General features: G+C 65.1%; 15 protein-coding genes. 7 read left to right on the top strand and 8 right to left on the bottom strand.

Annotated features, from left to right (window positions below):
• Positions 1 to 154 precede the first annotated feature (154 nt).
• Genes RT697_RS16670 through adeC form a run of 3 tightly spaced genes read left to right on the top strand, consistent with a single transcriptional unit; the run spans position 155 to position 6,019 of the window.
• Entirely contained in the window at positions 155 to 1,348 is a 1,194-nt protein-coding gene (locus RT697_RS16670) for an efflux RND transporter periplasmic adaptor subunit (protein ID WP_313700336.1), read from the top strand.
• A 13-nt stretch (positions 1,349 to 1,361) separates the two neighbouring features.
• On the top strand, positions 1,362 to 4,541 hold the full coding sequence (locus tag RT697_RS16665) for an efflux RND transporter permease subunit (RefSeq protein WP_313700328.1): 3,180 nt from the start codon (positions 1,362 to 1,364) through the stop codon (positions 4,539 to 4,541).
• The gene (gene adeC, locus RT697_RS16660; protein ID WP_313700326.1) at positions 4,541 to 6,019 is read left to right on the top strand and encodes an AdeC/AdeK/OprM family multidrug efflux complex outer membrane factor; all 1,479 of its coding nucleotides are present in this window, start codon (positions 4,541 to 4,543) and stop codon (positions 6,017 to 6,019) included. Before RT697_RS16665 ends, adeC begins: the two co-directional genes overlap by 1 nt.
• Before the next feature lie 138 nt (positions 6,020 to 6,157).
• Here the strand turns inward: adeC and RT697_RS16655 are convergent, their stop codons facing one another.
• The 6 genes from RT697_RS16655 to RT697_RS16630 form a co-directional block, all read right to left on the bottom strand.
• The gene (locus tag RT697_RS16655; RefSeq protein ID WP_008158223.1) at positions 6,158 to 6,409 is read right to left on the bottom strand and encodes a GlsB/YeaQ/YmgE family stress response membrane protein; all 252 of its coding nucleotides are present in this window, start codon (positions 6,407 to 6,409) and stop codon (positions 6,158 to 6,160) included.
• A 192-nt stretch (positions 6,410 to 6,601) separates the two neighbouring features.
• Positions 6,602 to 7,216 carry an SCO family protein gene (locus RT697_RS16650; RefSeq protein ID WP_175126079.1) on the bottom strand — a complete coding sequence of 205 codons (615 nt, stop codon included), beginning with the start codon at positions 7,214 to 7,216 and terminating at the stop codon, positions 6,602 to 6,604.
• A gap of 334 nt (positions 7,217 to 7,550) precedes the next feature.
• Positions 7,551 to 9,617 (bottom strand): M3 family metallopeptidase, encoded by a 2,067-nt coding sequence (locus RT697_RS16645; RefSeq protein WP_313700323.1) that lies wholly within the window; start codon positions 9,615 to 9,617, stop codon positions 7,551 to 7,553.
• A 288-nt stretch (positions 9,618 to 9,905) separates the two neighbouring features.
• On the bottom strand, positions 9,906 to 10,757 hold the full coding sequence (gene folD / locus RT697_RS16640) for a bifunctional methylenetetrahydrofolate dehydrogenase/methenyltetrahydrofolate cyclohydrolase FolD (RefSeq protein ID WP_313700321.1): 852 nt from the start codon (positions 10,755 to 10,757) through the stop codon (positions 9,906 to 9,908).
• Positions 10,754 to 11,380 carry a response regulator transcription factor gene (locus RT697_RS16635; RefSeq protein ID WP_056570132.1) on the bottom strand — a complete coding sequence of 209 codons (627 nt, stop codon included), beginning with the start codon at positions 11,378 to 11,380 and terminating at the stop codon, positions 10,754 to 10,756. Before RT697_RS16635 ends, folD begins: the two co-directional genes overlap by 4 nt.
• On the bottom strand, positions 11,377 to 13,131 hold the full coding sequence (locus tag RT697_RS16630) for a PAS domain S-box protein (RefSeq protein ID WP_105238467.1): 1,755 nt from the start codon (positions 13,129 to 13,131) through the stop codon (positions 11,377 to 11,379). The genes RT697_RS16635 and RT697_RS16630 overlap by 4 nt, the downstream gene beginning before the upstream one ends.
• Positions 13,132 to 13,482: 351 nt before the next feature.
• Between RT697_RS16630 and aceE the strand changes: the two genes are divergently transcribed.
• The 3 genes from aceE to lpdA are packed head-to-tail and all read left to right on the top strand — an operon-like array spanning position 13,483 to position 19,680.
• On the top strand, positions 13,483 to 16,191 hold the full coding sequence (aceE, locus tag RT697_RS16625) for a pyruvate dehydrogenase (acetyl-transferring), homodimeric type (RefSeq protein WP_313700319.1): 2,709 nt from the start codon (positions 13,483 to 13,485) through the stop codon (positions 16,189 to 16,191).
• Between the two features lie 12 nt (positions 16,192 to 16,203).
• Complete coding sequence (gene aceF / locus RT697_RS16620; RefSeq protein ID WP_313700318.1) at positions 16,204 to 17,880, top strand: dihydrolipoyllysine-residue acetyltransferase; 1,677 nt, start codon at positions 16,204 to 16,206, stop codon at positions 17,878 to 17,880.
• Positions 17,881 to 17,892: 12 nt separating this feature from the next.
• The gene (gene lpdA / locus RT697_RS16615; RefSeq protein WP_313700316.1) at positions 17,893 to 19,680 is read left to right on the top strand and encodes a dihydrolipoyl dehydrogenase; all 1,788 of its coding nucleotides are present in this window, start codon (positions 17,893 to 17,895) and stop codon (positions 19,678 to 19,680) included.
• A gap of 221 nt (positions 19,681 to 19,901) precedes the next feature.
• Here lpdA and RT697_RS16610 read toward each other — a convergent pair whose 3' ends face one another.
• On the bottom strand, positions 19,902 to 21,089 hold the full coding sequence (locus RT697_RS16610) for an MFS transporter (RefSeq protein ID WP_313700314.1): 1,188 nt from the start codon (positions 21,087 to 21,089) through the stop codon (positions 19,902 to 19,904).
• A 109-nt stretch (positions 21,090 to 21,198) separates the two neighbouring features.
• Between RT697_RS16610 and RT697_RS16605 the strand changes: the two genes are divergently transcribed.
• Positions 21,199 to 21,702: a MarR family transcriptional regulator gene (locus tag RT697_RS16605; RefSeq protein WP_313700312.1), complete on the top strand. Its 504-nt coding sequence runs from the start codon at positions 21,199 to 21,201 to the stop codon at positions 21,700 to 21,702.
• Positions 21,703 to 21,887: 185 nt separating this feature from the next.
• Here the strand turns inward: RT697_RS16605 and RT697_RS16600 are convergent, their stop codons facing one another.
• Positions 21,888 to 22,445, bottom strand: coding sequence for an REP-associated tyrosine transposase (locus RT697_RS16600; protein WP_313700311.1), 558 nt, complete (start codon positions 22,443 to 22,445; stop codon positions 21,888 to 21,890).
• Between the last annotated feature and the right edge of the window lie 285 nt (positions 22,446 to 22,730).

Raw genomic sequence — 22,730 nt, 5'->3', positions numbered from 1 at the left:
CGGACCGCGCCAAGACGGTCCGACGGGCTGATGTTCTTCGCAGAATCGCCCCAGGCAATCCGGCCATGTACGGCCATCAGGCACGCGGCGCATGCGCGGCGTGGGGCAACTTTTATTGAAATCGGGAATGCAATCTATGAATAAGAAAAGCGCTATGTGGCGCGGCGCGGCCGTTGTCGCGCTGACGGCATCGGCCCTCACACTGGCCGCTTGCGGCAAGAAGCAAGAGGCGCCGCAGGGCGGCAAGCCGCAAGTGACGGTCGTCACATTGGCGACGCAGCCCGTTTCCCTGACCACCGAACTGCCTGGCCGCACCTCTGCCTTCCGCGTCGCCGAAGTCCGTCCGCAGGTCAACGGCATCGTCCAGAAGCGCCTCTTCACCGAGGGCGGCGAGGTCAAGGCGGGCGAACAGCTCTATCAGATCGATCCCGCCCTCTACCAGGCCAACGTCGACAGCCAGAAGGCCGCGCTGGCCCGCGCCCAGGCGCAGCAGAAGACCGCCGCGCTGCTGGCCGAGCGCTACAAGCCGCTGGTCGCCACTCGCGCGGTCAGCCAGCAGACCTATGACAACGCCGTCGCCACGCGCGATCAGGCCGCCGCCGACGTGCTGTCGGCCAAGGCGGCACTGGACACGGCCCGCATCAATCTCGTCTACACCAAGGTCTTGTCGCCGATCGACGGCATCATCGGCCGCTCGGCCGTGACCGAAGGCGCGCTCGTGACGGCCAACCAGACCAGCGCGCTGGCCGCGGTGCAGCAGATCGACCCGATCTACGTCGACGTCACGCAGTCCAGCGTGCAGCTCCTGCGCCTGCAGGACGCGCTGGCCACCGGCCAGCTCAAGAAGCTGGACGGCGAGCAGGCCGCGATGGTCACGCTGACGCTGGAAGACGGCTCGCAATACAAGCAATCCGGCAAGCTTCAGTTCTCCGAAGTGACCGTGGACCCTGGCACCGGCTCGATCACGCTGCGCGCCGTGTTCCCCAACCCCGACCGGCGCCTGTTGCCCGGCATGTTCGTGCGTGCGCGCCTGGCTGACGGCGTTGCCGCCGACGGCCTGCTGGTGCCGCAGCGCGGCGTGACGCGCAACCAGCGCGGCCAGCCGACCGCGCTGGTCGTCAACGCCAAGAACCAGGTCGAACTGCGCGACCTGAAGACCGACCGCGCCATCGGCGACAAGTGGCTCGTCACCGACGGCTTGGCCGCCGGCGACCGCGTGATCGTGGAAGGTCTGCAGATGGTCCGCCCCGGCGTTGAAGTGGTCGCCACCGAAGCCGGCGCCAAGGCCCAGCCGCAAGCGGCCAATGCGCAGGGGGCCGCTGCCCCCGCCGCGCCGGCCAAGCAGTAATCAGGAGCCACGCATGGCAAAGTTTTTTATCGACAGGCCGGTTTTTGCCTGGGTGATCGCGATCGTGCTGATGTTGGCCGGCGCGCTGTCCATCCTGCAGCTTCCGGTCGCCCAGTACCCCAACATCGCGCCGCCCGCCATCGGCATCGCGGTGACCTACCCGGGCGCGTCCGCGCAGACCGTGCAGGACACCGTGGTGCAGGTGATCGAGCAGCAGATGAACGGTCTTGACGGCCTGCAGTACATCTCGTCGGAAAGCAACTCCGACGGCAGCATGTCCATCACGCTGACCTTCAAGCAGGGCACCAACCCCGACACCGCGCAGGTGCAGGTCCAGAACAAGCTTGCGCTGGCGCAGCCGCTCTTGCCGCAGGAAGTGCAGCAGCAGGGCATCCGCGTCACCAAGGCCACGAAGAACTTCCTGATCGTGGCCGGCTTCGTGTCCACCGACGGCACGATGACCAAGGACGACCTGGCCGACTACGTTGCCTCGTACGTCCAGGATCCCATCAGCCGCACGCAGGGCGTGGGCGACTTCCAGCTCTTCGGCTCGCAGTACGCGATGCGGATCTGGCTGGACCCGGCCAAGCTCGTCAACTACGGGCTGACCACGGTCGACGTCACCACCGCCATCAAGGAACAGAACGTCCAGGTCTCGTCCGGCCAATTGGGCGGCCTGCCGTCCGTGCGCGGCCAGCAGCTGAACGCCACCATCATCGGACCGTCGCGCCTGCAGACGGCCGAGGACTTCGGCCAGATCCTGCTGAAGGTCAATTCCGACGGTTCGCAGGTGCGCCTGCGCGATGTCTCGCGCATCGAACTCGGCGGCCAGACCTACGCCATCGACAGCTTCTACAACGGCAACCCGGCCTCGGGCCTGGCGATCAAGCTGGCGCCGGGCGCCAACGCGCTGGACACGGCGCAGGCGGTGCGCGACACCATCAACAACCTCAAGCCGTATTTCCCGCCGGGCATGGACGTCGTCTATCCGTACGACACGACGCCGTTCGTCAGCCTGTCGATCCATGAAGTGTTCAAGACGCTGGTCGAAGCCATCATCTTGGTGTTCTTGGTGATGTATCTCTTCCTGCAGAACTTCCGCGCCACCATCATCCCCACGCTGGCCGTGCCGGTGGTGCTGCTGGGCACGTTTGGCGTGCTGGCGGCATTTGGCTATTCCATCAACACGTTGACCATGTTCGGGATGGTGCTGGCCATTGGTCTGCTCGTCGATGACGCCATCGTGGTGGTCGAAAACGTCGAGCGGGTGATGGCGGAAGAGGGCCTCACGCCCAAGCAGGCCACCCGCAAGTCCATGAGTCAGATCACCGGCGCCCTGATCGGCATCGCGATGGTGCTGGCGGCCGTGTTCGTGCCGATGGCGTTCTTCGGCGGCTCCACGGGCGTGATCTACCGTCAGTTCTCGATCACGATCGTGTCCTCGATGGTGCTGTCCGTGATCGTCGCCATCGTGTTCACGCCGGCGCTTTGCGCGACGCTGCTCAAGCCTATTCCGAAGGGCCATCACGGCGCCAAGAAGGGCTTTTTCGGCTGGTTCAACCGAACATTCGAGCGCAGCAGCAACGGCTACGCCAATACCGTCGCCCGCGGCCTGAACCGCACTAAGCGGCTGATGGTCGTCTACCTGGCGCTGGTCATCGCGATGGGCTGGATGTTCACTCGCATCCCCACCGCGTTCCTGCCGGCCGAGGACCAGGGCATCCTGTTCGCCCAGATCCAGACGCCCGCCGGCGCCACCGCCGAAGCCACCAAGGCCGTTATCGACGACGCCACCAAGTACCTGCTGACCGAAGAAAAGGACGCCGTCACCTCGGTGTTCGCGGTCAACGGCTTCAACTTCGGCGGCCGCGGCCAGAACGCGTCCATCCTGTTCATCAAGCTGCGTGACTGGGAAGAACGCGGCGACGCCAGCCTGAAGGCCGGTGCCGTGGCGGATCGCGCCAACGCGCACTTCGCCCAGACGGAACAACGTGCGAAGTTGTTCGTCGTGCCGCCGCCTTCTGTCATGGAGCTGGGCAACGTCACCGGCTTTGACTTCCAGCTGATGGACCGCGCCGGCGTGGGCCACGAGAAGCTGCTTGCCGCGCGCAACCAGCTTCTGGGCGAGGCCGCCCAGAGTCCGGTGCTGGCGGGCGTGCGTCCCAACGGCATCGAAGATGCGCCGCAGTACCAGCTGGACATCGATCGCGAAAAGGCCCGCGCCCTGGGCGTGGCCGTGTCGGACATCAACAGCACGCTGGCCACCGCATGGGGTTCGTCGTACGTCAACGACTTCATCGACCGCGGCCGCGTGAAGAAGGTGTTCGCGCAGGGCGAGGCATCCTCGCGCATGCTGCCGGAAGACCTGAACAAATGGTACGTGCGCAACAAGGATGGCGACATGGTCCCGTTCTCGGCGTTCTCCAGCGCGACGTGGAGCTTCGGTCCGCAGAAGCTGAACCGCTACAACGGCGTGCCGTCGTACAACATCCAGGGCCAGGCGGCGCCGGGCTACAGCTCGGGCGCAGCCATGGAAGAAATGGAACGCCTGGCGGCCAAGCTGCCGGTGGGCGTCGGCTTCGAATGGACCGGCCTGTCGTTCGAAGAACGCCTGTCCGGCGCCCAGGCGCCCGCGCTGTACGCGATCTCGCTCATCGTGGTGTTCCTGTGCCTGGCGGCGCTCTATGAAAGCTGGACCATTCCGTCCGCGGTCATGCTGGTGGTGCCGCTGGGGATCATCGGCGCGTTGCTGGCCACGCTGATGCGCGGCCTGTCCAACGACGTGTTCTTCCAGGTGGGCCTGTTGACGACAATCGGGCTGGCGGCCAAAAACGCCATCCTGATCGTGGAATTCGCCAAAGAGCACTATGAAGCGGGCGCCAGCCTGACCGAGTCGGCCATCCACGCCGCCCGTCAGCGTCTGCGTCCCATCCTGATGACGTCCCTGGCGTTCATCCTGGGCGTGACCCCGCTGGCGATTTCCAGCGGCGCGGGCTCGGGCAGCCAGAACGCCATCGGCACGGGCGTGATCGGCGGCATGCTGACCGGCACGTTCCTGGCCATCTTCTTCGTCCCTGCGTTCTTCGTCATCATGCTGCGCGTGTTCAAGGTCAAGCGCATGAGCGAAAACGTTGACAAGCACGACACCAGCGCCAAGGGGCCGCACGACGTGCCGGCGGAGGGTCAACCGTAATGAAACTCCAGATGAGAACCTTGCTGTCTGTATCCCTGGCGGCGGCCCTGGCGGGCTGCTCGCTGGCCCCCACGTATGAGCGTCCTGACGCGCCCATCGACACCGCCTATCCGACGGGTCCTGCCTACAACGCGGCCCAGGTGGCTACGCCTGCCGGCATGGCCGTGGCCGACATCGGCTGGCGCGACTTCTTCGGCGATCCGCTCTTGCAGCAGCTGATCGAGCAGTCGCTCGTCAACAACCGCGACCTGCGCGTGGCTGCGCTGAACGTCGAGGCGGCGCGGGCGCAGTACCGCATCCAGCGCGCGGACCTCGCGCCCAGCATCGGCATCGCGGGCCAGAATTCGGGCCAGCGCACGCCGGCCGACCTGTCGCCCAGCGGGCAGGCCACGACCAGCCACAGTTACCAGGTGGGCGCCGCAATGTCCGCCTGGGAGCTGGACCTCTTTGGCCGCATCCGCAGCCTGAGCGACCAGGCGCTGGAATCCTACCTGGCGCTGGACGAGACGCGCACCGCGACGCAGCTCACGCTGATCGCCGAGGTTGCGAATGCTTACCTGACGCTGCGCGCGGACCAGGAGCTGCTCAGCCTGACGCGCGACACGCTCAAGAGCCAGGAAGATTCCTACAACCTGACCAAGCAGAGCTACGACCAGGGCCTGTCCACGGCGCTGGACCTGAGCCAGGCCGAAGTCTCGCTGCGCACCGCCCAGCGCAATCTGTCGCAATACACGCGCCAGGCCGCGCAGGACCGCAACGCGCTGGTGCTGCTGGTGGGTCAGCCGCTGTCGCCGCAGATGGCCGCGGCGCTGGACAGCGCGGTCAAGCTGGACGACAGCATGCTGCCGACCACGCTGCCCGCCGGCCTGCCGTCCGACCTGTTGACGCGCCGCCCGGACATCCGCGCGGCCGAGCATCAGCTCAAGGGCGCCAACGCCAACATCGGCGCGGCGCGCGCGGCGTTCTTCCCGACCATCAGCCTCACGGGTTCGGCCGGCACCGCCAGCGCCAGCCTGGGCGGCTTGTTCGACGGCGGTTCGGGTGCGTGGAGTTTCGTGCCCCAGATCACCATGCCGATCTTCGCGGGCGGCTCGCTGCTGGCGGGGCTGGACCTGGCCAAGGTGCAGAAGAACATCCAGGTGGCGCAGTACGAGAAGTCGATCCAGACGGGTTTCCGCGAAGTCGCGGACGCGCTGGCCGGTCGCGGCACGCTGGACGAGCAGATCCAGGCCCAGCGCCTGCTGGTGGACGCCAACCAGCGTGCGTATGACGCGTCGGAACAACGCTTCCGGCAGGGCATCGACGACTACCTGAGCGTGCTGGATTCGCAGCGCTCGCTTTACACCTCGCAGCAGGCGCTGGTCGACACGCGTCTTGCGCGCCTGACCAACCTCGTCACGCTGTACAAGGTGCTGGGCGGCGGGTGGACGGAACGCACGGCGGCGGCGCCTGCCGCGCCGGTCACGCCGGCGGGCTGAGGCAGGAAGCGACGCTTTTGGCGCCGCTTCTGGTGTCGCACTTGGGACCGCTCATCGGGCCGCTTCTGGCGCCTGCAATGCAAAACGGGCCGATCATTTTGATCGGCCCGTTTTTTCTGCCTGCCAGACGCGCAGGCGTCAGGTGCGCTTCTTGGCGATCAGGCCCACCACGAACAGCACGATGATCGCGCCGACGACGGATCCGATCCAGCCAGCGGGTTCGCCGGGCTGGTACCACCCCAGCGACTGACCCAGAAAGCCGGCAACGACGGCGCCGATGATGCCCAGAATGGTGGTCATGATGATCCCCATGTTCTGGTCCCCGGGCATGATGGCGCGGGCGATCAGTCCCACGATGAACCCGACGATGATCATGATGATGATGCTCATGCGCGTACTCCTTACTAGGGAAAAGGGGGCGAAGTGGACTGATGATACCCACGCCCCTCGCGCCATCGCTGTAACAACTGGTGTGCGGCCCTGCCGTTGCGGAAATACTGCGGATCGCCGGAGTGCCGGCCTGCCGAATCGGCGGTTGCAGATTTGGGGCCGCCGGGTCGCCGGCCCCAAACGTGCAGGCCCTCAGGATGTCAGGTCGATGAGCTGGCGCACGTCCTTGGTCAGCGTCTCGATGCTGTCGGTGTCCGACGCCAGCAGGCGCGCCTTGCCGTCCTTGTCGAAAATGTAGACCCCGCGGCTGTGCGTCACTTCGTACATGTCGGCGTCGTCACCGGGCCGGGGCTTTTCGATCTGGTAGGCCACGCGATAGCGGCGCGCCAGGTCAGCCACCTGCCGTTCGTTGCCGGTCACGCCGATGGCGTTGTTGTTGAAGGCGTTGACGTAGGCCTGCAGGATGTCCGGCGTGTCGCGGTGCGGGTCCACGCTGACGAACAGGATGCGCACGTCCTTGGCCTTGTCGCCCAGGTTCTGCAGCACCGCGGTCAGCTGCGCCATGGTCGTCGGGCAGATGTCCGGGCAACTGGCGTAGCCGAAAAACAGCAGCACGGTCTTGCCCTTCAGGTCGTCGCTGCTGACCGTCTTGCCGCCCGCGCCGGGCAGCGAAAACTTCAGGTCCGGCAGGTGGCCCTTGACGTTGTAAAGCGTCCAGTCCACGTTCCTGTCGCCGCAGGCGGCAAGAAACACACACAAGCTCAACAGCAGTCCGCGAAAGAAGCGGCCGGTAATCAGGTGTCGCATGAGTCCAGTAGCCGGAAGGGGGTAAACCTTTCGGATTCTACCTGCTGGATTTGAGAGGGGCGGCATGTGGCCGCAATGCCTTGTTCGCGCGCAAGCCCGGCGCAAAAAAACGACCCGCTCGATGGCGGGCCGTCTTGGCAGGGGGGGAGTGCATCAGGTGCCAGGTGTCTGACACCCGATGAGACGCCTTGCATCGCCAGGTGTCTGACACCCGATGAGATGCCCTGCAATGTGCAGCGGTGCATCCAGGGTGTCAGACACCGACCAAAGAATGCGACGGGCCCAAGGGTGTCAGACACCGACCAAAGAACGCGACGGATGTCAGACACCGCCATCAGCCAGCCGTCATCCCGCTATGGCGCAGCAGCGCATCAATACGCGGCGCGCGGCCGCGGAACGCGGCGAACGATTCGGCCGCCGGGCGCGAGCCGCCCACCGCCAGCACTTCGCGGCGGAAACGCGCACCGGTTTCCGGATCCAGCGTACCCAGCGCGTTGCCAGCCTGTTTGGCCGCCGCTTCCTCAAACGCCTCGTACGCATCCGCCGACAGCACTTCGGCCCACTTGTAGCTGTAGTAGCCCGCGCCATAACCACCCGCGAACAGGTGCGAGAAAGCATGCGGCAGGCGATGCCATTCGGGCGGGAACAGCACGGCAACTTCCTTGCGCACTTCCTGCAAGAGCGCCAGCACCTCGGAAATCGACGCGCCCTTGCTGCGGTCGTGCATCAGCATGTCGAACAGCGCGAACTCGATCTGGCGCACGGTCTGCATGCCGCTCTGGTAGTTGCGGGCGGCGACCAGACGGTCATACAACGCGCGCGGCAGCGGCTCGCCGCTGTCCACGTGCGCCGACAGTTTTTGCACCACGGCCCATTCCCAGCAGAAGTTCTCCATGAACTGCGAAGGCAGTTCGATGGCGTCCCATTCCACGCTGGCGAACGCCGCGGCGCCCGGCTCGTCGACTTCCGACAGCAGCGCATGCAGCGCGTGGCCGGTTTCGTGGAAGAGGGTGATGACGTCGTCATGCGTCAGCACGGCGGGACGGTCACCGTTGGGGCGCGAGAAATTGCAGGTCAGGTAGGCGATGGGCGTCTGCACCGTGCCGGCCACGACGCGGCGCGTGCGTTCGCTGTCCACCCACGCGCCGTTCTGCTTGCCGGCGCGCGCATACAGATCCAGGTACAGGTGGCCGATCAGCGCGCCTTCAGGGCTTTCGACCCGCACGCCGCGCACGTCGCCGTGCCACGAGGACACCGGCGTTTCCGTCAGGCGCACGCCGAACAGGGTCTGGATGACGTCAAAGAGGCCCGCCAGCACGCGCGGCTCGGTGAAGTATTGCTTGACCTCGTCTTCCGAGTACGCATAGCGCGATTCACGCAGGCGTTCCGAGGCGTAGGCCACGTCCCAGGGCTGCAGGCTGTCCAGACCCAGCTCGCCGGTGGCGTAGGCGGTAAGTTCAGCCAGATCGCGCTGCGCGTAGGGCTTGGCGCGGGCGGCCAGATCGCGCAGGAACACGGTGACTTCCTTGGCGTCGCGGGCCATGCGCGTTTGCAGACGCAGCGCGGCGAAGGTGCCCAGGCCCAGCAGACCCGATTCCTCGGCGCGCAGCGAAAGCAGTTCTTCGATCAGCGGCGAGTTGTCGAACTTGGCATCGCCGTGTTCGGACGCCACGGTGCCGTAGCCGCGGTACAGCGCCTCGCGCAGCGAACGGTCCTTCGCGTACTGCATGACGGGCAGGTAGCAGGGCATCTTCAGCGTGAGCTTCCAGCCGGCCTTGCCGTCTTCCTCGGCGGCGGCGCGGGCGGCGGCAACGACGTCGGCCGGGACGCCGGCCAGGCGGCTTTCGTCTTCAACGATCAGCGACCATGCGTCGATGGAATCCAGCACGTTCTCGGAGAACTTCTGCGAAGCCTGCGCCTCGCGGTCGGAAATCTCGGCATAGCGTTCGCGGTCGGCGCCTTGCAGTTCGACGCCGCTAAGACGGAAATCGCGCAGGGCCATTTCCACGATGCGGCGGCGCACCGGCGACCAGGACGCGAAATCGGGCGCTGCGGCCAGACGCTGGTATTGCTTGTACAGGCCTTCGTGCAGGCCGACCCAGGTCGAAAACTCGGTGACCAGCGGCAGGGCGGCGTTGTAGGCCTCGCGCAGTTCCGGCGTGTTGACCACGGCATTCAGGTGGCCGGCCACCGACCAGGCACGCCACAGGCGCTCGGACGCGGTGTCCAGGGGCTCGGCCACGGCTTCCCAGGTGGGCGCGAGCGCGGGGTCGGCAGCCTGGTCGACGGCCTTGCGGGCGATGCCCAGCAGTTCCTCGACGGCAGGCACGATGTGCGCGGGTTTCACGGCCGCGTAATCGACCAGTTCGGACACGGGGGCGAGCAGGGGGTTCTGGGTCATGGTGTTACCGGCTTATTGAGTGGCAGGCGGCGCGCCAGGCGCGCCGGCGAAGGCGATAAAGATCAGGTGAGGGCGATCGGCCTGAACGCAAGGCCTGACCAAGTTGCGGCAGGTGTCTGACACCCCTGAGACGCCCGTTCAAGCTGAAGCGCATCTCACACGGGTGTCAGACACCGGGTTTCACTCGGGATGTCAGGCGCCCATTTGCGGCAGGTGTCTGACACCCTTGAGACGCCCGTTCAAGCTGAAGCGCATCTCACACAGGTGTCAGACACCGGGATCTACGCCTCAGCCCGCAGCGCGTTCAGCCGCTTCAACCGTGTTGACCAGCAGCATGGCGATGGTCATCGGTCCCACGCCACCCGGCACGGGCGTGATCGCGCCGGCCACTTCCTTGGCGGACGCAAAATCCACGTCGCCGCACAGCTTGCCGTCGGCGCCGCGGTTGATGCCCACGTCGATGACGACGGCGCCGGGCTTGATCATCGAGCCGTCGATCATGCCGGGCTTGCCGGTGGCCACGACCAGCACGTCGGCGCGGCGGGTCTGGGCCGCCAGGTCGCGCGTCTTGGAGTTGCAGATCGTGATGGTGGCGCCGGCCTGCAGCAGCAGCATGGCCATGGGCTTGCCCACGATATTGCTGGCGCCGACGATGACGGCCTCGGCGCCGCGCAGCGTCACGCCTTCCGATTCCAGCATCTTCATCACGCCGTACGGCGTGCAGGGGCGGAACAGCGGCTGGCCGGTCATGAGCAGACCTGCGTTGCTGATATGGAAGCCGTCCACGTCCTTTTCGGCCGCGATGGCCTCGATGACCTTGTGGGCGTCCATGTGCTTGGGCAGGGGCAACTGCACCAGGATGCCGTGGATGGTCGGGTCCTGATTCAGCACGTCGATGCGGGCCAGCAGTTCGGCCTCGGTCATCTCGGCCGGGTATTGCTCTTTCACGGAATGCAGTCCGGCCTTTTCGCAGGCCGCGACCTTGTTGCGCACATACACCTGCGAGGCGGGGTCCGCGCCGACCAGCACGACGGCCAGGCCGGGGCGGGTGCCTTTTTCGGCCAGAGCCGAAACACGCTGGGCGACTTCTTCGCGAATGCGCTGCGAAAGGGCCGCGCCGTCAATAATCCTTGCGGTCATGCGTGTGCCTCGGGTTTGGCCAGAGCCACTTTCATCAAATCTGCAACGGTGGTCACTTCAAGTTTTTCCATAATGTTGGCGCGGTGCGCCTCGACGGTCTTGATGCTGATACCCAGGTCGTCGGCGATCTGCTTGTTCAAGCGGCCGGCGACGATGCGCTCCAGCACCTGTTGCTCGCGCGCGGTCAGGCGCGCCAGCATGGCTTCGTGGTCCTTCTGGGCCTGGTGCTTGCTCACGCGCTGCGTGGCCTGCTCCAGCATGCGCGCCACGATTTCGCGCAGGTCGGATTCGTTGAACGGCTTTTCCAGGAAGTCGACGGCGCCTTTCTTCATGGTGGACACCGCCATCGGCACGTCGCCGTGGCCGGTGATGAACACGATGGGCAGCGGCGCGTTGCGGATGATGAGCTGTTCCTGCAGCTCCAGGCCGCTCATGCCGGGCATGCGCACGTCGGCGATCAGCACGCCGATCTGGCTGGCGTCGTAGTCTTCCAGGAAGGACTCGCCGCTGGCGTAGGCGCGAACGCGGTATCCATTGGCTTCCAGCAGCCAGCGCAGCGAATCGCGGACCGCTTCGTCGTCGTCGACAATGAATACCGTGCTCGACAGGTGGGGCGTGTTCATGCGTGCAACTCCTCGGACTGATCGTTCTGGGCCTGCGTCTGGGTCGCAGCGCAGGGCAGGGTGAAGCGGAAGATAGTACCGCCGGCGGGATTGGGGTCAGCCCACAGGCGGCCGTGATGCGATTCGATAATGGTACGGCAGATGTTCAGCCCCATGCCCAGGCCCTGCGACTTGGTGCTGAAGAACGGTTCGAACAGGCGCTCGGGTTCGGCAAGGCCGTGGCCGCGGTCCACCACGGCCACCTCGATATGCTGCTCGTGAAGAATTACGGCAACCTTAAGCTCGTCGGACTCGCTCTTTTCCATGGCTTCCAGCCCGTTCTTGAGCAGGTTCAGCAGCACCTGTTCGATCAGGATGGGGTCGGCCAGGACGTCGGGCGCGTTGGACGGCACGAAGCTGTCGATGCGGATGCGGCGCTTGCGGGCGTCGATTTCGGCAAAGCCGATGGCGTTGTCGACAATGCGGCCGATGGCGACGCGCTGGCGGCGCGGCTCGCTGCGCTTCACGAATTCGCGGATGCGGCTGATGATCTTGCCGGCGCGTTCGGCCTGGGACGCGGCCTTTTCCAGCGCGGGCAGCAGCATGTTGGGGCTGGTGTGGCCGGCCTTGACCAGCGCCACCGCGCCCATGCTGTAGTTGGCGATGGCGGTCAGCGGCTGGTTCAGCTCGTGCGCCAGCGACGAGGCCATTTCGCCCATCGTGGTCAGGCGGCTGGTGAGCTGGATCTTTTCCTGCTGCACGCGCGACGCTTCCTCGTGGCCGCGGCGCTCGGTGATATCGCGCGCCACCTGCATGCGCACGCGGCGGCCGTCCGTCCAGGCCAGCATGCGGTGGTGCACTTCAAACCAGCGCTGCACCGACGGCGCAAAGACTTCGACCGATTCGTCGGTGAAGCGGCCGCGGCGCCCGGCCAGCAGCTCGTCGTGGCCGCCGGTCTGCGCGCCGAACACGCGGCGGTACGTGCGGTTGGCGAACAGCAGTTCCAGCCCGTCGTGCGTGTCGGCCGTGACCGAGATGGCGTCGTCCAGGCCTTCCAGCACGGTCATGAAACGTTCGTGCGCGGCGGTCAGGGCCTCGCGGATGCGCTTGGGCTCGGTGATGTCCGTCATGGACGTCATCCAGCCGATCTGGTTGCCGTTGGGGTCCAGCAGCGGCGACACGTACATGCGCGCCGTGAAGCGCGAGCCGTCGCGCCGCTGCGCCTCGACTTCAAGACCGCTGCTGGGCGTCTTGCCCGACATCAGCACGTCCAGCGTGTGCTGATGTTGTTCGTGGCGGCCCGGCACCCAATAGGGGAAGGGCGGGCTGCGGCCGATCAGGTCGGCTTCGTTCCAGCCGATCATCCGGCAGAAGGCCGGGTTCACGTAGGCGATGCGGCCCTCCATGTCGAGCACGCGCATGCCCGTGGACATGGAGTTTTCCATGGCGCGCCGAAAACCCGTTTCGGCGATGAGCGCGGCCTCGGCGGTGGACCGGAAGCGGGTATAGCGCCACAGCATGAGCAGGCTGATGACGATGACGCAGGACAGGGCCAGCACGACCCAGATCAGGCGTTGCTGACGCAGTTCCTGGTCTATGGTGACAAACATGACACTGTCGTCATGAATGCGCTGCAGCCAGAAGAACACCGCCATCACACAGATATAGAGGATCAGCACCATGGCGGGCGTGACCCAATACACCCCGCGCCGCCGGGTGCGGGCGTGGTCATGGAAAGGCGTAGGTATGTTGGACTTGGGCGCGCTGGACATGGAATTCGGGGCCGGTAGACCGCGCATTTTAGTGCGTGTTGGAAGGGAATTGCCGGGAATCAACCCCTGCTTTCGGGCTAGGCCATAAAAAGTATGGCGCTCAGCGATTCAGCTTCCATTCAACTTTCCGCATTATGAAATGCCGTACCGCAACATGAAATTTTCCTTGCGACCGGTTAATCTTCTTTCTTAGAATGCCGCCTGACAGGAAACCGCCCCTGGCAGGTCCTTTGAACACCCCGACCCCATGCATTGCATGGTAGCCCGGATGATCCCGGCTACCATGCAATGTCCGCGAGTAGATCAATAAGCGGGTGTGTGGTCACGACGAACCCCAACAGGAGACACACGATGTCCTCTAACGCCCAGGCTGGCGCCGTACAGGCCGCCAACGACGAAGACACCCTTGAAACCCAGGAGTGGCTCGAAGCCCTGGCAGCCGTCCTTGATCGCGAAGGACCGCAGCGCGCCCATTACCTGCTGGAACGCCTGATCGACGAAGCCCGTCGCTCCGGCGCTCACATCCCGTTCTCGCCCAATACCGCTTACGTCAACACGATTCCCCCCGGCCTGGAGCCGGCGCATCCGGGCAACCTGGAACTGGAATCGCGCATCCGCTCGTATGTGCGCTGGAACGCCATGGCCATGGTGGTCAAGGCCAACAAGCACAACCCGCCCGATGGCGGCGACCTGGGCGGCCACATCGCGTCGTTCGCCTCGCTGGCCACCATGATCGGCTGCGGCCAGAACCACTTCTGGCACGCTGAAGACGAAGGCCACGGCGGCGACCTGGTCTACTTCCAGGGCCACACCTCGCCCGGCATGTACGGCCGCGCCTACCTCGAAGGCCGCCTGACCGAAGACCAGCTGAATCACTTCCGCCAGGAAGTGGACGGCAAGGGCCTGTCCTCGTACCCGCATCCGAAGCTGATGCCGGACTTCTGGCAGTTCCCGACGGTGTCGATGGGCCTGGGCCCGCTGATGGCCATCTACCAGGCCCGTTTCCTGAAGTACCTGCACGCCCGCGGCATCGCCGACACCAGCAACCGCAAGGTCTGGGTGTTCTGCGGCGACGGCGAAATGGACGAACCCGAGTCGCTGGGCGCCATTGCCCTGGCGGCCCGCGAAAAGCTCGACAACCTGATCTTCGTCATCAACTGCAACCTGCAGCGCCTGGACGGCCCGGTGCGCGGCAACGGCAAGATCATCCAGGAACTGGAAGGCGACTTCCGTGGTTCGGGCTGGAACGTCATCAAGCTGATCTGGGGCGGCTACTGGGATCCGCTGCTTGCGCATGACAAGGAAGGCATCCTGCGCCAGATCATGGAAGAAACCGTCGACGGCGAGTACCAGGCGTACAAGGCCAACGACGGCAAGTTCGTCCGCGAACACTTCTTTGGCAAGCACCCCAAGCTGCTGGAAGCCGTGTCGCGCATGAGCGACGAGGACATCTGGCGCCTGAACCGTGGCGGCCATGATCCCCACAAGGTGTACGCGGCCTTCAAGTCGGCCAGCGACCACACCGGCCAGCCGACCGTCATCCTGGCCAAGACCATCAAGGGCTACGGCATGGGCCACGTCGGGCAGGCCAAGAACCCGACCCACCAGCAAAAGAAGCTGGAGCTGGACTCCATCCGCGAATTCCGCGACCGCTTCGGCATCCCGATCCCGGACGACAAGCTGGAAGACCTGCCGTACTTCAAGCCGGCCGAAGACTCGCCCGAAATGAAGTACCTGCACGAGCGCCGCGCCGCGCTGGGCGGCTACCTGCCGCGCCGCCGCGCCAAGGCCGACGAGCAACTGAAGGCCCCCGCGCTGGACGCCTTCAAGGCCGTGCTGGAACCGACTGCGGAAGGCCGCGAAATCTCGACCACCCAAGCCTTCGTGCGCATCCTGAACCAGGTGCTGCGCGACAAGGAACTGGGTCCGCGCGTCGTGCCGATCCTGGCCGACGAATCGCGCACCTTCGGCATGGAAGGCCTGTTCCGCCAGATCGGTATCTACGCGCCGGAAGGCCAGAAGTACACCCCGGTCGACAAGGACCAGGTCATGTACTACAAGGAAGCGGCCGACGGCCAGCTCCTGCAGGAAGGCATCAACGAAGCGGGCGCGATGAGCTCGTGGATTGCGGCGGCCACGTCGTACTCCTCGAACAACCGCATCATGATCCCGTTCTTCATCTACTACTCGATGTTCGGGTTCCAGCGCATCGGCGACCTGGCCTGGGCTGCCGGCGACATGCAGGCGCGCGGCTTCCTCCTGGGCGGCACCGCCGGCCGCACGACGCTGAACGGCGAAGGCCTGCAGCACGAAGACGGCCACAGCCACATCCTGGCCTCGACCATCCCGAACTGCGTGTCGTACGACCCGACGTTCGGCCATGAACTCGCCGTGATCATCCAGCACGGTCTGAAGCGCATGGTGCAAGACCAGGAAAACGTCTATTACTACCTGACGGTGATGAACGAAAACTACCCGCAGCCCGGTCTGACCAAGGGCGACGAGGAAGGCATCATCAAGGGCATGTACAAGCTCAAGTCGCACGGCAAGAGCAAGAACCGCGTGCAGCTCATGGGTTCGGGCACCATCCTGCGCGAAGTCATGGCCGCGCAGGAACTGCTGGCCGCCGACTGGGACGTCGCTTCCGACATCTGGAGCGTCACCAGCTTCACCGAGCTGCGCCGCAACGGTCTGGACGCCGAACGCCACAACATGCTGCACCCCGACGAGAAGAAGCCGCAGGTCGCTTACGTCACGGAACAGCTGGCCAAGACGGAAGGCCCGATCATCGCGTCGACCGACTACATGAAGCTCTTTGCGGACCAGATCCGTCCGTTCGTGCCCAAGGGCCGCGAATACAAGGTGCTGGGCACCGATGGTTTTGGCCGCTCGGATTTCCGCTCGAAGCTGCGCGAGCACTTCGAGGTGGATCGCCACTTCGTCGTCGTCGCCGCGCTGCGTGCGCTGGCCGACGAAGGCAAGGTGCCGGTTGCCAAGGTGGCCGAAGCCATCAAGAAGTACGGCATCAATCCGAACAAAGCCAACCCGCAATACGCCTGAGGGTAAAGAGACATGAGCAACATCGTGCAAATCAAGGTTCCCGACATCGGCGACTTCAAGGAAGTGGAAGTCATTGAAGTGCTGGTTGCCGTGGGCGACACGATCAAGGCGGAACAAAGCCTGATCACCGTTGAATCCGACAAGGCCTCGATGGAAATCCCCGCCTCGCAAGGCGGCGTGGTCAAGTCCATCGCCGTGAAGGTCGGCGACAAGGTCGCCGAAGGCGCGGTCGTGCTGGAAGTGGAAGCGGCCGACGCTGGCGCCGCTAAGGAAGAGGCCCCCAAGGCCGACGCCAAGCCGGCCGCCAAGGAAGAACCCAAGCAGGCCGCCGCCGCTGCGCCCAAGGCCGAGGCCTCGGCGCCGGCCCCGGCTGCCTCCAGCGGCCCGGTCGAGATCGAAGTGCCGGACATCGGCGACTTCAAGGAAGTGGAAGTCATCGAAGTCATGGTCGCGGTCGGCGACACCATCAAGGCCGAGCAAAGCCTGATCACCGTCGAGTCCGACAAGGCCTCGATGGAGATCCCGGCTTCGCAAGGCGGCGTCGTCAAGGAAGTGAAGGTCAAGGTTGGCGACAAGGTTGCCAAGGGCTCGGTCGTGGTGGTGGTGGAAGGCGGCGCGCAAGCCGCTGCTGCCCCGGCCGCGAAGTCCGAAGCCGCGTCGGCCCCGGCTGCAAAGCCGGAAGCCAAGGCCGAAGCCAAGCCCGAGGCTGCCGCGCCCGCCTCGCGTCCGGCCCCCGCCGCCGCGCTGGAAGACGCCAACCTCAAGCCCGGCCAGTTGCCGCACGCGTCGCCGTCCGTGCGCAAGTTTGCGCGCGAACTGGGCGTGAACCTGTCCAAGGTCAAGGGCTCGGGTCCCAAGGAACGCATCACTGCCGACGACGTGCGCGGTTTCGTCAAGCAGGCCCTGTCGGCTGCGCCGGCGGCCGCTGCTGCCGGCGGTTCCGCCGACGGCGCCGCGCTGGGCCTGTTGCCGTGGCCGAAGGTCGACTTCACCAAGTTCGGCCCGATCGAAGCCAAGCCGCTGTCGCGCATCAAGAAGATCTCGGGTGCGAACCTGCACCGCAACTGGGTCATGATCCCGCACGTCACGAACAACGACGAAGCGGACATCACCGACCTGGAAGCGCTGCGCGTCACGCTGAACAAGGAAAACGAGAAGTCGGGCATCAAGGTCACGATGCTGGCCTTCCTGATCAAGGCCGTGGTCGCGGCCCTGAAGAAATTCCCCGAGTTCAACGCCTCGCTGGACGGCGACAACCTGGTGCTCAAGCAGTACTACCACATCGGTTTTGCGGCCGACACGCCCAACGGGCTGGTGGTGCCGGTGATCCGCGATGCCGACAAGAAGGGCATTCTGCAGATCGCCCAGGAAATGACGGACCTGTCCAAGAAGGCGCGCGACGGCAAGATCTCGCCCGCCGAAATGCAGGGCGGCTGCTTCTCGATCTCGTCGCTCGGCGGCATTGGCGGCACCTCGTTCACGCCCATCATCAACGCGCCTGAAGTGGCGATCCTGGGCGTGTCGCGTTCCGCGCACAAGCCCGTGTGGGACGGCAAGCAGTTCGTGCCGCGCCTGATCGTGCCGCTGTCGCTGTCCTACGACCACCGCGTCATCGACGGCGCCTCGGCCGCGCGCTTCAACGCCTATCTGGGTGCGCTGCTGGCCGACTTCCGCCGCATCGCGCTGTAAACGGGGAGCCCTATGAGCAATACCGTTCAAATCAAAGTGCCGGACATCGGCGACTTCAAGGAAGTGGAAGTCATCGAAGTGCTGGTGGCAGTGGGCGACACGATCAAGGCGGAACAAAGCCTGATCACGGTCGAATCCGACAAGGCCTCGATGGAGATCCCCGCGTCGCAAGGCGGCGTGGTGAAGTCCATCGCCGTGAAGGTCGGCGACAAGGTCGCTGAAGGCGCGGTCGTGCTGGAAGTGGAAGCGGCTGCTGACGCTGGCGCCGCCAAGGAAGAGGCTCCCAAGGCCGACCCCAAGCCGGCTGCCAAGTCTGAAGCGCCCAAGGCCGAAGCGCCCGCCGCCAAGACCGCCGCGCCTACCGCCGCGACCTTCAGCGGTTCGGCCGATGGCGAATACGACATGCTGGTGCTGGGCGCGGGCCCCGGCGGCTACTCCGCCGCTTTCCGCGCCGCCGACCTGGGCCTGTCCGTGGTCCTGGTCGAACGCTACAGCACGCTGGGCGGCGTCTGCCTGAACGTGGGCTGCATTCCGTCCAAGGCGCTGCTGCACAACGCCGCCATCATCGACGAAGCCCGCGAACTGGCTGCCCACGGCATCAGCTTCGGCGAGCCCAAGATCGACCTGGACAAGCTGCGCGGCTACAAGGACAGCGTGGTCGCCAAGCTGACCGGCGGTCTGGCCGGCATGGCCAAGGCGCGCAAGGTCACCGTGGTGACGGGCGTGGGCGAATTCGCCGATGCCAATCACCTGACCGTCAAGGGCGCCGACGGCAAGTCGCAGACCCTGCGTTTCAAACAGGCCATCATCGCCGCCGGCAGCCAGTCGGTGAAGCTGCCGTTCATGCCGCAGGACGAGCGCGTCGTCGACTCCACCGGCGCCTTGCTGCTGCGCGAAGTGCCCAAGAAGATGCTCATCATCGGCGGCGGCATCATCGGCCTGGAAATGGGCACGGTGTACTCCACGCTGGGCGCGCGCCTGGACGTGGTGGAAATGCTGGACGGCCTGATGCAGGGCGCCGACCGCGACCTGGTCAAGGTGTGGCAGAAGAAGAACGCCTACCGCTTCGACAACATCATGTTGAAGACCAAGACCGTGGGCGCCGAAGCCAAGAAGGACGGCATCTACGTCACCTTCGAAGGCGAGGGCGCACCCAAGGAACCGCAACGTTACGACCTGGTGCTGCAAGCCGTCGGCCGCAGCCCCAACGGCAAGAAGATCGGCGCCGACAAGGCGGGCATCGCCGTCACCGACCGCGGTTTCATCGAGGTCGACCGTCAGATGCGCACCAACGTCCCGCACATCTACGCCATCGGCGACATCGTCGGCCAACCCATGCTCGCCCACAAGGCCGTGCATGAAGGCCACGTCGCCGCCGAAGCCGCCGCCGGCCAGAAGTCCTTCTTCGACGCACGCGTCATCCCGTCGGTGGCCTACACCGATCCGGAAGTGGCGTGGGTCGGCCTGACCGAGGACGAAGCCAAGAAGCAGGGCATCAAGATCGAGAAGGGCGTGTTCCCGTGGGCAGCTTCGGGCCGCGCCATCGCCAACGGCCGCGACGAGGGCTTCACCAAGCTCATCTTCGACGCCGAGACGCATCGCATCCTGGGCGGCAGCATTGTGGGCACCCACGCTGGCGACCTGATCAGCGAGCTGGCGCTGGCTGTGGAAATGGGCGCCGACGTCGTCGACATCGCCAAGACCATCCACCCGCACCCGACGCTGGGCGAATCGGTGGGCATGGCCGCGGAAGTCGCCGAAGGCGTTTGCACCGACTTGCCGCCGATGAAAAAGAAGTAACGCGCCGCGGCTTGCCGCGACTGCAATGGAAAGCGCCGCCCCTTTTGAGGCGGCGCTTTTTTCTTGGGTGCGCTGTTGATGTGTCCGCTGTTTACCTGGGCGCGGCTTTTGCGCGCGCTGCGTATGCGAGGGCTGTCTTTGCAACCGCTGTACGTGCCAGCGCTGTGCGTAGGTTGTTTGCGGGGGTGCTGCTTGTGCGCGGGCTGTGCAGGGGCGCGTGGTCAGGCGTCGATCCGCCGATATGACGCGGGCGAAAACCGCAGTGCCAGCGCCAGCAGCATGACAGCGCCGGCCAGCATCACGATCCAGGCCTCGGTCAGGCTCGAAAACCGGTCGCGCAGGACGCCCGCCAGCAACGGCATGAAACTCGCAATCACGTACCCGCCGCCTTGTACGAACGCCGCCAGCATTCCTGCCTGCGCCGGATCGTCCACGTGGTCCATTGTCACAATCAACGACAGAGGAAAGAGCGCGCCGATCCCGATACCCAGCAGCAGGCACGCCAGCAGCGCCAGCTTGAGCGGCGCAAGAATCAGGCATGCCAGTCCGCAGATCAGAATGGTCAGCACGGCGGCCAGCGGTTTGCGCCGATCGGGAAAGCGGCCGATCCACGCCGACACGGCCAGACCCGCCATCACTTCGGCCAGCGTCAGGCCGCCCAGCAAAAAGCCTGCGGCGGAAGGTTCCCATCCCAGGCTGGTGTAGAACGGCGGCAACCACGCCAGCACGAGCGTGTAGGCGCCGGTGCCGATGCCAAAGAACATCATCAGCTCCCACGCGCGCAGATTGCGCCAGAAGCGGCGTGGGACAATGCGAGCCGTGCGGTGGCGGGGCGATGTCGCGTCGGTGCGATCTTGCGCTGCCTTGAGCCACAGCGGCAGCGCCAGCAGGGCGGGTACGCTCCAGAACGCCAACGCGGCGGGCCACCCGAAACTGCCTGCCACCCCCGCGGCGCTGGCCGCCGCCACGGCCGCGCCCGCCATGATGCCGGTGGTGTACAAGCCAAACACCCGTCCCATGTCATGCGCGAAATTGCGTTTGATGAAGGCCGGCAGCAAGGTCTGCACCAGGGCAATGCCGACGCCGGCCAACACCGCCGTCAACAGCAGCCCGTAGGTCTGCGTCCCGACATAGCGCGCGGCGCAAGCAAGGGCCACCAGCGCCACGCCCAGCGCGATCCCGGTGCGTTCATTCAAGTATTTGTTGAGGCGCCCGCCAGCCAGGGCGCAGATCCCCATGACAAACACGGGCAAGGTGGTCAGCAGGCTGGCCTGCGTATTCGACGCGCCGGTGGCCGCCTGGATCATGTCCAGCAACGGCCCGATGGCCGCCAACGCAGGCCGCAGATTCAACGCCACGGCCACGATGGCGATGATGGCAAACAAGGGGCGCAACCTCACGCGCGTCATTGGTATCTCGACATCAAGTTATTTGAGGTCGAAGTATATAGACGGCGCTGTGCGTTCGGCAACGGGATATCATGGCTGCCAACCCAAATAGCTTCATGCAGAGACAATCATGAATGACCGTGCAAGGCGGGCGCAGGAAGAATGGCGGCGCGAGCGGCCCGACATCGACGCCAACGTGATGGCGTTGGTGGGACGTCTGCTGCAAGCCACGCATCTCCTGGAACGCAACTGGTTCCTGCCACTGGCCGCGCAGTTCGACCTGCACCAAGGCGAGTTCGACGTCATCGCCACGTTGAGACGGTCGGGAAACCCGTACGCCATGACGCCCACCGACCTGCACGAGGGTCTGATGCTGTCGTCGGGCGCCATGACCAGCCGGCTAGATCGGCTTGAACGCAAAGGCCTCATCGAACGCGCGCCGTCGCCGAATGACCGGCGCAGCACGCTGGTGCGGCTTACGCCCGCGGGCCTCGCGCTGATCGACAAGCTGCTGCCGCTGCACGTCGCGAACGAGCAGCAGGCGATGGGGGCGTTGACGCAGAAGGAGCAGGCGCAACTGGATGGGTTGCTGGCGAAATTGATTGTGGGGTTGGAGCGCAAGCCGAAGATTTAAGCGGTCGGGAGCGGTGCGGGTGGCGTGGGTGTCTGACACCCTTGAGGCGCCGGTGCAATTTGAGCCGACGTCCCATGGGTGCCAGACACCGGTCTTCATGCAACGTAGGTCCGTGCTCCGCATGCATCGCAGGTGTCTGACACCCCTGATGCGCCGGTGCAATCTGAACCGACGTCTCATGGGTGTCAGACACCGGTCTGGCTCGAGCACCATTTTTCATATTCTTTTCGCCTGGTTTGCTGGTCCGGTCCCATCGCCACATACAGGTCATGCAGATCCAGACGTGTGTCGCTGACGATTCCCATCCTGGCCCGATAACTCGACCATCGGTATTCCGAGGCGGATGCGGTCAGGCCGGCTCGTACCGGATTCAATTCGATATACATGCAGCAAGCAAGCAGATACCGCTCAGTATCGATCACCCGCGATTTGAATCGGGCTTCCCATAGCGAGCCGGCGACCTCCCTGCGCGCGTTCCAACGTCGCGTCGCACGTTGCGCGATTCGTTGCATCAACATCGACACCGTACGCGGATCGTCATGCGGCGCGAGCAATAGATGAACATGGTTCGGCATCAGGCACCACGCGTACAGCGCGACGCCTAGAGATTGGCGGTAGTCGTGGAGATCCTCAAGATAAGCGCAATAGTCGTCGGACTCATCAAACACAGCTCGCTGCCGATGGCCGCGCTGGACCACATGGTGAGGCTGATGCGCAATAAGAATTCGAGGTCTTCTGGCCATGGCTGTACGCGAATGATTGGAACAGCAGGCAGGATAGCGATTGCCCGGTCTGCGGGGCGCGTGGGAGAGATAACTTTGGCCCTGCTTATGGCGGCGCGCCGGTGTCTGACACCCTTGAGGCGGTGGTGAAACTTGAAGCGGATCTCTCCAGGGTGTCAGACACCTCATCAGAGAGGTAACTTTGGCCCTGCTTATGTTGGAGCGCCGGTGTCTGACACCCTTGAGGCGGCGGTGAAACTTGAAGCGGATCTCTCCAGGGTGTCAGACACCTCATCAGAGAGGTAA

This window comes from Achromobacter sp. (genome assembly GCF_032113835.1).
Taxonomy (GTDB): Bacteria; Pseudomonadota; Gammaproteobacteria; order Burkholderiales; family Burkholderiaceae_B; genus Achromobacter.
Note: the sequence above shows the minus strand (reverse complement) of the source record. Positions and strands in the feature narration are given on the sequence as shown.

Coding starts and splice junctions, on each gene's coding strand:
- RT697_RS16635 (WP_056570132.1), bottom strand. CDS start 11,380: ATGAACACGCCCCACCTGTCGAGCACGGTATTCATTGTCGACGACGAC.
- RT697_RS16610 (WP_313700314.1), bottom strand. CDS start 21,089: ATGACGCGCGTGAGGTTGCGCCCCTTGTTTGCCATCATCGCCATCGTG.
- RT697_RS16605 (WP_313700312.1), top strand. CDS start 21,199: ATGAATGACCGTGCAAGGCGGGCGCAGGAAGAATGGCGGCGCGAGCGG.
- RT697_RS16650 (WP_175126079.1), bottom strand. CDS start 7,216: ATGCGACACCTGATTACCGGCCGCTTCTTTCGCGGACTGCTGTTGAGC.
- RT697_RS16645 (WP_313700323.1), bottom strand. CDS start 9,617: ATGACCCAGAACCCCCTGCTCGCCCCCGTGTCCGAACTGGTCGATTAC.
- lpdA (WP_313700316.1), top strand. CDS start 17,893: ATGAGCAATACCGTTCAAATCAAAGTGCCGGACATCGGCGACTTCAAG.
- RT697_RS16600 (WP_313700311.1), bottom strand. CDS start 22,445: ATGGCCAGAAGACCTCGAATTCTTATTGCGCATCAGCCTCACCATGTG.
- adeC (WP_313700326.1), top strand. CDS start 4,541: ATGAAACTCCAGATGAGAACCTTGCTGTCTGTATCCCTGGCGGCGGCC.
- aceF (WP_313700318.1), top strand. CDS start 16,204: ATGAGCAACATCGTGCAAATCAAGGTTCCCGACATCGGCGACTTCAAG.
- RT697_RS16655 (WP_008158223.1), bottom strand. CDS start 6,409: ATGAGCATCATCATCATGATCATCGTCGGGTTCATCGTGGGACTGATC.
- RT697_RS16665 (WP_313700328.1), top strand. CDS start 1,362: ATGGCAAAGTTTTTTATCGACAGGCCGGTTTTTGCCTGGGTGATCGCG.
- folD (WP_313700321.1), bottom strand. CDS start 10,757: ATGACCGCAAGGATTATTGACGGCGCGGCCCTTTCGCAGCGCATTCGC.
- RT697_RS16670 (WP_313700336.1), top strand. CDS start 155: ATGTGGCGCGGCGCGGCCGTTGTCGCGCTGACGGCATCGGCCCTCACA.
- RT697_RS16630 (WP_105238467.1), bottom strand. CDS start 13,131: ATGTCCAGCGCGCCCAAGTCCAACATACCTACGCCTTTCCATGACCAC.
- aceE (WP_313700319.1), top strand. CDS start 13,483: ATGTCCTCTAACGCCCAGGCTGGCGCCGTACAGGCCGCCAACGACGAA.